General features: G+C 53.1%; 6 protein-coding genes. All 6 read right to left on the bottom strand.

The window, feature by feature from the left end; translation table 11 throughout:
• Positions 1-3,472, bottom strand: a 3,472-nt coding sequence (locus ABJK56_RS06670) for a hypothetical protein (RefSeq protein WP_347243886.1), incomplete at its 3' end; no start/stop codon positions are given.
• On the bottom strand, positions 3,469-5,250 hold the full coding sequence (locus tag ABJK56_RS06665) for an ATP-binding protein (protein WP_347243885.1): 1,782 nt from the start codon (positions 5,248-5,250) through the stop codon (positions 3,469-3,471). The genes ABJK56_RS06670 and ABJK56_RS06665, both read right to left, overlap by 4 nt.
• 137 nt (positions 5,251-5,387) lie before the next feature.
• Positions 5,388-6,287 carry a hypothetical protein gene (locus ABJK56_RS06660; protein WP_347243884.1) on the bottom strand — a complete coding sequence of 300 codons (900 nt, stop codon included), beginning with the start codon at positions 6,285-6,287 and terminating at the stop codon, positions 5,388-5,390.
• A complete protein-coding gene (locus ABJK56_RS06655) occupies positions 6,284-6,823 on the bottom strand; it encodes a DUF5591 domain-containing protein (RefSeq protein WP_347243883.1) in 540 nt (179 codons plus the stop codon). Before ABJK56_RS06655 ends, ABJK56_RS06660 begins: the two co-directional genes overlap by 4 nt.
• Positions 6,824-7,104: 281 nt before the next feature.
• On the bottom strand, positions 7,105-7,941 hold the full coding sequence (locus ABJK56_RS06650) for a hypothetical protein (RefSeq protein WP_347243882.1): 837 nt from the start codon (positions 7,939-7,941) through the stop codon (positions 7,105-7,107).
• A 101-nt stretch (positions 7,942-8,042) separates the two neighbouring features.
• A complete protein-coding gene (locus ABJK56_RS06645; RefSeq protein WP_347243881.1) occupies positions 8,043-8,510 on the bottom strand; it encodes a hypothetical protein in 468 nt (155 codons plus the stop codon).
• Between the last annotated feature and the right edge of the window lie 329 nt (positions 8,511-8,839).

Genomic DNA, 8,839 nt, shown 5'->3' with positions numbered 1-8,839 from the left:
ATCCGCCGGTGGCCGTCACGTCGTTGGGCGCCGACGAGGACGAGGACGTGCCCTCATCGCACTTCTCAAAGAATTCTGGCCCGAGTACATCACTAATTTCCCCCAGCTCCTCAACATGTTTCTTCAATGAAGCAATTGCGTCGTCGATCGCGCGATCGGCCGGTATGATGTCTATAGTCGGCCTGCTATATCTGGCGAAGTCATCTATTTTATTTGATATTTGGTCAATTTTGCCACGAGATTTATTATATCTATCGGATAATCTTAAGAATTCGCACAACTCTTTATAATCATCTGGATGTTTTGAGCAAACATCATGTTCTAGATAATACCTCGGACTATCAACTGTTTCATCTTTTCCAGTGTTACTCTTAGCTGAAATACTATCCAGAAATTCAGATAAAGTAATCACATGTTTATCCTTTAATTTCAGATAATCCACCAATTCGCCGATGTATTCCCTGAATCTCTCAGCATGTTCGCTCTGGCTACCACTATCTACTAATATCTTCAATTCTTCAGCTATGCATGGAGCATCAGAGCATCCGAGGTCCGCACGCTTCAGTATATCATTAAGTCTTTTAATATCATTTTTAATTTGAAGGTCTCCCCTCACTATATTACCTAATTTATTATTATCTACGCCTAAAAATGATACAAATTTGCTCAAATTATCAACGTTCCATGGAACGATGTTTTCACGAAGTTTCGTGTACAAGTCGTCTAGTATCTTGGTTGGGCCTCCAAGGCGTGGTTCGCAACGTACGCCACGTTCGCCAATATACTCCTCCGAGACCACCTTCAATATGTTTTGGATAACTATAGATTTTCTGAGAATTGAAGCATATGTCTTTGGATCCCTTTGCAGTGATAATTTCTTATTCATGATATCATCCATCAATTTCCTGAGATAATCGGCGATATATCTTGCATCGATGATCTTGACGTCTCTCTCCTTGGCCGTCAAATAGTATCTGGCGCATTTATTACGTCTCAGCTTATCATCAAAGTCGGTCAGTTCCCTATTCAACAGATCCAGCCTACCACCGGCCCTCTCGAGGAACTTGTCGTAAAATGCGGCAGAATCGGTGTCAAATGCAGCGCGTACCAAGGCACCGTTCATAACAGCAAAATATAGCAGACTCAAGACCTTACTTGTGCTCATGAGCCCCGGCTCCGAGATGCATCTTACAATACTTGTTGATTTAGCAGCATTAGATTCCTCAACATTGAACATGAAATCTATTAGTTCCTTCATCATTTTATTTCTATCTTGCTGGTAATATAAGTTCAGAATAAAAATTAACGTCTTGGATATTGTGAGCAGGAATTCCGAATATGATTCCTCAGCAATATAAAGATCCGATCCCGACCCGCGCGTCCCGAGTAGCCCATTATTGCGCAGATCCTCCATCTTCCTTTTGAGCTCGTCCGGGCTTTCAAGATCCTCGGTGGGGACTTTCCTCGTGAAATAGGGATATATGGGCCCGAGTAGGTCCTCCTTAATCGCACTGTAAAGGTCGCCCAGTCCAACCGGTCCCTCGCGAAGGTAGTAAAAGAGCCAATTCCCGATGCGCCTTTGTCTCTCGACGTCGACTATGGAGTCCATCCACGCCAAGGTGATATACGGCGACAGAGCATCACTTATCTCATCCCGCAGCGTATTGATCAGGAGCGCCAGCGATGCCCTCAGCGCGTCGACATCCTCCTCAGCGCCTCCCTCGCCCAAGAAATGCAGTTGCAGCAGTAGCCTCTTCTCTGGTGCAGACAGCTCTACATGCTTCGCTATTTGTTGCTCGTCTCCACCTCCGTGTTGCCCGTCCATGGAAAACAGTATTATAGGCTTCAAGTCGTCGATTTTCAGATCAGGGGGTGGAAGGCCTCTCTTAGTGATCAGGATGTCCACTGGAACGCTCAGCTGTCTATTCCCACCCAGATATCCCTGCCACTCGGTCTCCAAGATCAAACCGCCGTCTTTGTCCGATGGAATTAATCTGGCGCGGTTGCAGCTGACTGCAATCTTGCTGTTATCTATCATATTGAGTACTGTTAATTCATTGCCTATCATTTTATTGAGATAAATTTCCATGAATCTGCCAAATGATTCCATAACTAACTGATCGTTTGCCAGATTCTTCTTGACGAAGTCGTCCACTTCGCGTTCAGTCAATTTATTGCGATCTATCTTTATTATTAGATCTCTAGTCTCTAGATTTAGATACCTGCCCAACCAAGACCACGAGGCGACCCATGCATCCTTGCCCCCATCAACGCGCTCCTCGAGCCACTCCCAAATCCCGCTCCTCATCATTGGATATACTTCTTCAGATACGTTTGGAACGAAGACCCATACGCGGTCCAAGAACTCGGCGCTGCCCTCCTGAGGGACATAGAACATCACGTAATCCTCATCCCTCAGGATCTCCCTCAGAGCGTTGTCCCTCTTTTCCTCGTCATCGAAGCCGTTCGAAAGATATTCCTGCCGTAGCACCTCATACTCGCGATATGGGATCAGGTGCCCCCTCACAGCTCCCTCGCCAGGATCCTCAAGCGAGATTCTGCTGAGGAGGAACGATCTCTCACGGGCACCCAGGGCGTTCACGTCGCCGATTATCAGGCGAGGGATCTCCTTGCCCACTATGCGCTGCAGCACGTCTCTATCGTGAATCTTATACAGTATAGTAGAGGTGGCCTGCTGTTCCTCCTGGGGAAGTTCGCATAGGAGATCCCACACAATGCCGCTGCCGATGCTCCTGAGGGCCGGCAATCCGTAGTAAAGGACGTCCACCAGCGAGATCCATCTCGTCAGTTGTTGCAGGGACATCGCAGCCAAGTGGCAATGTATTATCGAGAGATACTCGAGCTTGCTCGGCCTTTCTAGGTTGTAGATCTTAATCCTGCGCCTTATTCCTTGGTTCGTGCCGGGGGCTATCTCGTCCAGCAGGCCTCCCGGGTCCAGTATCCTGTGCCGGGCGCTCACTGACATCATGAGTATAACTGTGGCGTCGACGCCTACCATATTCGCTATATCCTTCAAGGAATTGAAGAATTTCTGGATATCTGGGTCCTGGTCCTTCATTCTTCCCCTCAGTTTATCCACGACGTCCTCCACCTCATCGATAACGACGACGTCCCCGGTCCTCACCGTCAGCCCTCCGCCAGTAGATAGCACCTCATTCATCGTGTAAACCCTGAGTGAGCTGCCGGTGGGGCTCTCCTGCAGCTCATGCGCTATCGCATCCTTCAGCGTGCTCTTGCCCTGTCCCCAATCACCAACCACGGCAGCTATCAGGGGACTTTCCTTCGGCGCCTTGATGTCCCTGAGTAGGTTCTCCTGCACGAAGAAGAAATCGTAGCTCTCCCTCACCTTCTCGGGAAGTTTTCCATATGGTAGAGAACTTCTGTTGCACAGATAAATCGCAGGATTGGTGGAGGTTCTGGACGGCATTCTGGGGCAGAGATTTGAGCTCAATCTTGGGCCACCGCCCTCCTGACGTTCTCAGAGGCTCCTATGTAGTCGCTCAGCCAATCATTGCGGCTGTGCGGCACGTGCACCAGCGCCGGCTTCCCCAGGGCGTTCATGACGCCCGTCACTATGGCGTATCCACCGTCCAGAGTCGGTATGAGCCGCGCGAGGTTCTCCGGGAGCCCACCCGATGCGGACATCACGTATCTCACGTCCTCGTGGAACATCCTGTGGAAGAAGTTGGTGTTGAGCATGGAGATGACGAGCTTGTCCACGAACATCGGCCTCTGGCTCACTATGAAGAGCGATGCGCCGAACTTCCTGCCCTGAGTGGCCAGCTTTATCAAAATATCCCTAGTCATGAACGCATTGACCGGATATTCGCTGGATGGAATATAGTTCTGCGCCTCCTCTATGGCAAGTCCTATGTATTTTGTGCGTCCAGACTTCATCTTGTTCTCCTCCAGATACTTGAAGAGCAGACGAGCAACATATGATACCACGAGCTGCTTCAGCGCCGGATCTGCGCCGGGCGCACCGTCGCCTGATAGGTCTATTATTACCAAGCCGCGCTCTTTCCAGAGTTCTTCTATCGTGCGTTTGTCGAAGGTGCTCTCATTGTCATGACAGCTTATCAGTCCCTTGCGTAAAACCTGGTGGTAGAGTGCCGAAATCGCGCTCTTCACGGACCTACTGGTGCCCTGCGTAAATCCTAGCTCGTCGCGCAGGACTTTCACGGTCACATCTAATAAATCATTCAATAGATCCCTATCACATAGTAGTTTATTGTAATCTACTCCCTCATCTTCATTAATTTTTCCCATAATTCTACTCAAACGATCGTGTAAACGATCCAGATTGGGCATGGACTCGCTGCTCCTTCCGGACGAGCGTGATGGAGCGTATTGGCGCGCCCTTTCTACAAGGCCCAGCGGATCCTCCAGCACCTGCTGGAGGAGGCTTTCAGTGAGGGGAGGCGCCTTCTCCACGTCGCGATACTTAAGGGATAGTATGAACGTGGCCAGCTCGCCGGGCGATGCATACCCGCTCACGTCGGTGACGAGCTCGTTCAGGTCCATGACCAGCTTCTTGGTCCGCCCATAGTCATCATCTCCGTCGACGTCCTTCAGCACGTAGCGTGTCACGAATCCGAGGCCGCTGCCACTCCGGAAATCATCGTAGTGCCCACCGACCAAATCGCCATAGTCACCATTGGCGTCTATGAGTATGAGGGGGAACGCCGTCACGCCGCCATTATCCTTCTTTATCCTGGTCAGCAGACGAAGCAGATAGCGCATGTTGTAAGTCTTGCCGCTCCCAGTCTCGCCGAAGATTCCAACGTGCATGGGAAGCCCATTGTAGTTGAGCAGGAGGTTGACGTTCGAGCCGGCCAGAGGAGCGTATTCAAAGTAGTCCAGCTCTTCGCTCTTACTGATGCCGTAGAACTCCCTCAGGGCATCGTCGTCCGCGAGCTCGCCGAGCTTCCTTATACGCGATCCCGGGATAAGGGGCGATCCATCGCCGAGGGATCTTACCAAGCTGAGTTCCGCCTCTATGTAACTATCCCTGCTTAAAAGATTCCTCAGGTTCTCGTCCTTGCTCTCGACCAGCGCCTTCATCAGCATAGTGGATCCCGATATTATTTCGTTCACGTGCCGGAAGTCATCTATCCTGACTATTCCACAGGAGCCAGCACGGCCCTCGACTATGAAGATCTCGCCCGGCAGCACCTGGGTATCCGCGCTGATGTATCCGATGCCGCTGTAGGACTCGCACTCGCTCATGACGCCCACGACGCTGCCCGAGGTAAGGACGCCGCTGCACTTCACGCTCTAATTATGGCATCATTTTCTATTTAAACGTTTGTCGGACGAATTACATTTGAAAAGTACAGGATATTCTGCGAGAAGTTTTGTATATATTAGGTATCAGCGTCCCTCGAACACAGTGATGCGGCGCGCCGCCTCAGGTCATAATCATCCATATGCGCCATCCCCTCGGACACCTTCACGCCGGCGAAGTCCCCATTGTAGTGCGAGTGGGTGAGGACCCATGCGTTCACCATCGCCCTGGATTTCCACTGGTCCAGATCGAACTCGTACGGATATCTCGTGACATCGAGGAACCTGTGGAGCTCCTCCAGTTCCTCCTGGGTAACCCTCCGGACGTGCCACCTTATAGTCCTGGCCCCTACGTACCTCTCACCACTCCCGGGCACTATCACCATTCCATGGATAGCCTTCACGCGGTACGTTGATGTGTCTATGCTGTCCGCGAGCCTGAAGACACCCATCATGGCCAGCGACCCAGCGCCGAGCACGTGCAGACGCGCAGCGGAGACGCTCCTCCTTAGGTAGTGAAAGATCGCTATGGGGGCATAGCGCCCTACACCACGGGCGGAGCTCGGCGGCGCAAACCCACCGTATGCGTACATTCTGGGAGGATATTTGGCGTAGAAGTCGAGGACGCGATCCACATGCTCAGGTGGATACGCGTGAACCACCGGTATCACGTCCAGATCGCGCGTGTAGAGTTCCTCGTAGTAATCAAGTGTCTCGCGCACCGGCGGCGAACAGGGCGGCGTGGGGACGTCGAGCGACACGTAGTAATCGGCATCTATCGAGCGGTACCTCCTGATAAGCTCCCGGAGTCTCGGGCGTGCACCGTCGCCGTGAACCAGTATCTGGTATCCGCCTGAGTCCACCCAGGTCTCGTTATCCCACGGCGGCGTGGAGCTCCAGTTGAGCTGGTTTATCATGAGGGGCACGCCGAGCTCCCAGACCGGGAGCTGGCGATCTGGCACACCGAGTATCACCTTCATCCGCGGGCGAGCTCCTCCGCCCTCAGGGCGGCCTCCTTCACCGACCTGAATGCCAGCCTACCATAGGGATGGATCTCGACATCCACACCTGCAGAGCTGGAGGCCTCCTCCAAGACGCGGCGATGATGAGATGGAAGGACGGCCACCATGTGCTCATGGTACTTCGACGCTGATGAGAGGGCCCTCGAGAGAAGTTCCACGAACTCCTCCCTCTCCTCCTCCGTCATGAGCTCTGGTGGATAGTCATACCCGTTGAACGGATAGCACTCCTCGAACTCCTTGGGGACGAGCAGCATAGGCTCCGAGATGCTGTACACTTGCACGCGCGGCCCAGCGATAGCGTAGGCTATCTTATGCGTCGGGGAGCTACCATATGGTTTCTTCGCCGTACAGGGCATAAACAGCGCGATTCTCCTATGGGACGACCATCTGGTGAAGAGGTATTCGTGCCACTCCATCACAGCCGGATGTCTGAACGGATCTACGCCATCGACCTTGCGGACATCGCCGGCGTACTTGATGGGCGGGCATCCCATGGACATACACCACGTCACTGCTCGATTTATAACGCTATAGCGTCACGATTGCGGGTGTTATTGTACAATTTTTCTTCTCATACATCATCTTAGTAGAGCCAGCAGGTGCTCTCTAGGACATCATGCGTACCGATCGCAGCACTTCGCGCTGATAGTCTCCATGGACCGTCGAGTAAGTGGATATCCACCCGGATAGAGGCATCATCCATTCGCGCCCATTCCCATCGAGATACGCAAATAAGTATACATGAGCTCACATTTGCATGGGCTTCTGGGGTCCATCACCGAGCTGGCGCGGTCCACCTACGACGGCGACGCGGGGGAGGCCTATCTTCTCTCTCGCCAGGGAGATCAGGGAGGGAGCCCTCGGGAGACTGGGGGATCCATCCGCGCTGTCCCTCATGGCCCCCGACCCTGACAGGTGCTGGTTGACCGCGAATTTCGTGACGAAGCTGGACGAGCGCGCCGGCGAAGAACAGGATCCCCACCAAGTGATTGGACCAGGAGGGATTATCGTGGAACGCCAGTACCAGGACGCATGAATAGAACGCCAGGGAGATGAGAACTGCGATGACGCGGAGTGATGGGCCCCGGAATGGCCCGTCCTCGACCTGCCGTTCAGTTGGATCATCCAGTGCCGCATTCCTGAGGGGCCGGAGCGACAGCACTATGACCGCGATTGCCGCCGACGAGAGATCGACCTCGACCACGGATGATCCAAAGACAGGTATTCCCGAGTAAAGCCAGTGAGCTATCGACGTCATGTAGGAGGCCGCCAGCGCCCAGAACGAGGAGATCATGAACAAACGCGGCCAGCGACTTCCGTGGAAAAGCGCCAGCAGAATCGCGAGCATCTCGAATGAAAGGAAGTAGATAGCGAACCAGAGGGCTATGCTGATGGACGGCGACGTCCCGGTGAATGGTGCCTCATAGACGTTGAAGGGTGATGTGATTGTGATGAGGAGCTTGGACTCCGGTGGGAGCGATGAGAATATGCATGGATTGAAAAGCACATCATTAACCCAGACTCCTGCTATGCCAGCCGACCGGTTGACCGCCTCGAGGGCTGCGAACGCCAGAATAAACAGCGATGATAACAGAATTGCGGGTAAGATCATAAAGAGCTCTGCGTGAGCGATCCTGAAACCACCCGCGCGCTGCTTCATGGAAACATGATGGCGGACACCTACAAATATACCACCCTAGGTGAACGGCTAGTTCACCTCCGCGAACTATGTGAGAAGGCACCGGCGATGCTGCGCTTCCTGCGCACGACCAGCTCATCGTACTTGTTTTCCACGAACCATGCGAATGCCACGAGGACCACCGAGGTTATCCCTATCGCCGTCATCTGCCATGGGAGAATGCCCAGCCCCTCGACCCACGCAACGATGCCCATCCCGACCAGCGACGCGCTCAATATCCCCAGGAATATCAGCACATATCTATACGCAAGAAACGGGAATATCCTGCGCAGCCCCTTCCCCGTGAGTTCGTAGCAGCGCCCTTCACCGCAGGGGACCTCCCTCAGGTAGCCGTCCTCCAGCAGCGACGCAATACTCTCACTCACATTCCCCTTGCCTCCATCATAGCCGATCTCCTCCGCGAGTTCCGTCGGGCTAGCACGATGTTTCCGGACTTTGTATATCATGAGGAGCAACTTCTCACTCAACCCGACCTCCATCACGTCCTCTACTCCTTTCTCACGCTCATTTGACGCGCGCCGAGGGATAAATGCTTGTCAGGGCGTCGGTTTATCGCTCACGCGCCACACGCATGATGCGCGTCACACCACTCATAGAATATGACTCATAGAATATGGGGTTTCGTGAGCCACTGCAACCACGTCGGATGCGCGACTAAGTGTGCGCGACAGATGGCCGCGACCCCGCGCTCACATCGGCTTCTGGGGATTCATCATCGAGAAGAAAAGCCTCAGGGTGTCGACGTACCACCACGATGGCGATGCCGCTTTGAAGCTACCTAACATTTGATAAACGGGTCAATTTCCCCCAA

It is taken from the genome of Thermogutta sp. (genome assembly GCF_039793925.1).
In the GTDB taxonomy this organism is placed as follows: domain Bacteria; phylum Planctomycetota; class Planctomycetia; order Pirellulales; family Thermoguttaceae; genus Thermogutta.
Note: the sequence above shows the minus strand (reverse complement) of the source record. Positions and strands in the feature narration are given on the sequence as shown.

Bases quoted from the DNA above. Each gene is read 5' to 3' on its own strand.
- ABJK56_RS06665 (WP_347243885.1), bottom strand. From the start codon at position 5,250: ATGAGCGAGTGCGAGTCCTACAGCGGCATCGGATACATCAGCGCGGAT.
- ABJK56_RS06660 (WP_347243884.1), bottom strand. From the start codon at position 6,287: ATGAAGGTGATACTCGGTGTGCCAGATCGCCAGCTCCCGGTCTGGGAG.
- ABJK56_RS06655 (WP_347243883.1), bottom strand. From the start codon at position 6,823: ATGGGATGCCCGCCCATCAAGTACGCCGGCGATGTCCGCAAGGTCGAT.
- ABJK56_RS06650 (WP_347243882.1), bottom strand. From the start codon at position 7,941: ATGATCTTACCCGCAATTCTGTTATCATCGCTGTTTATTCTGGCGTTC.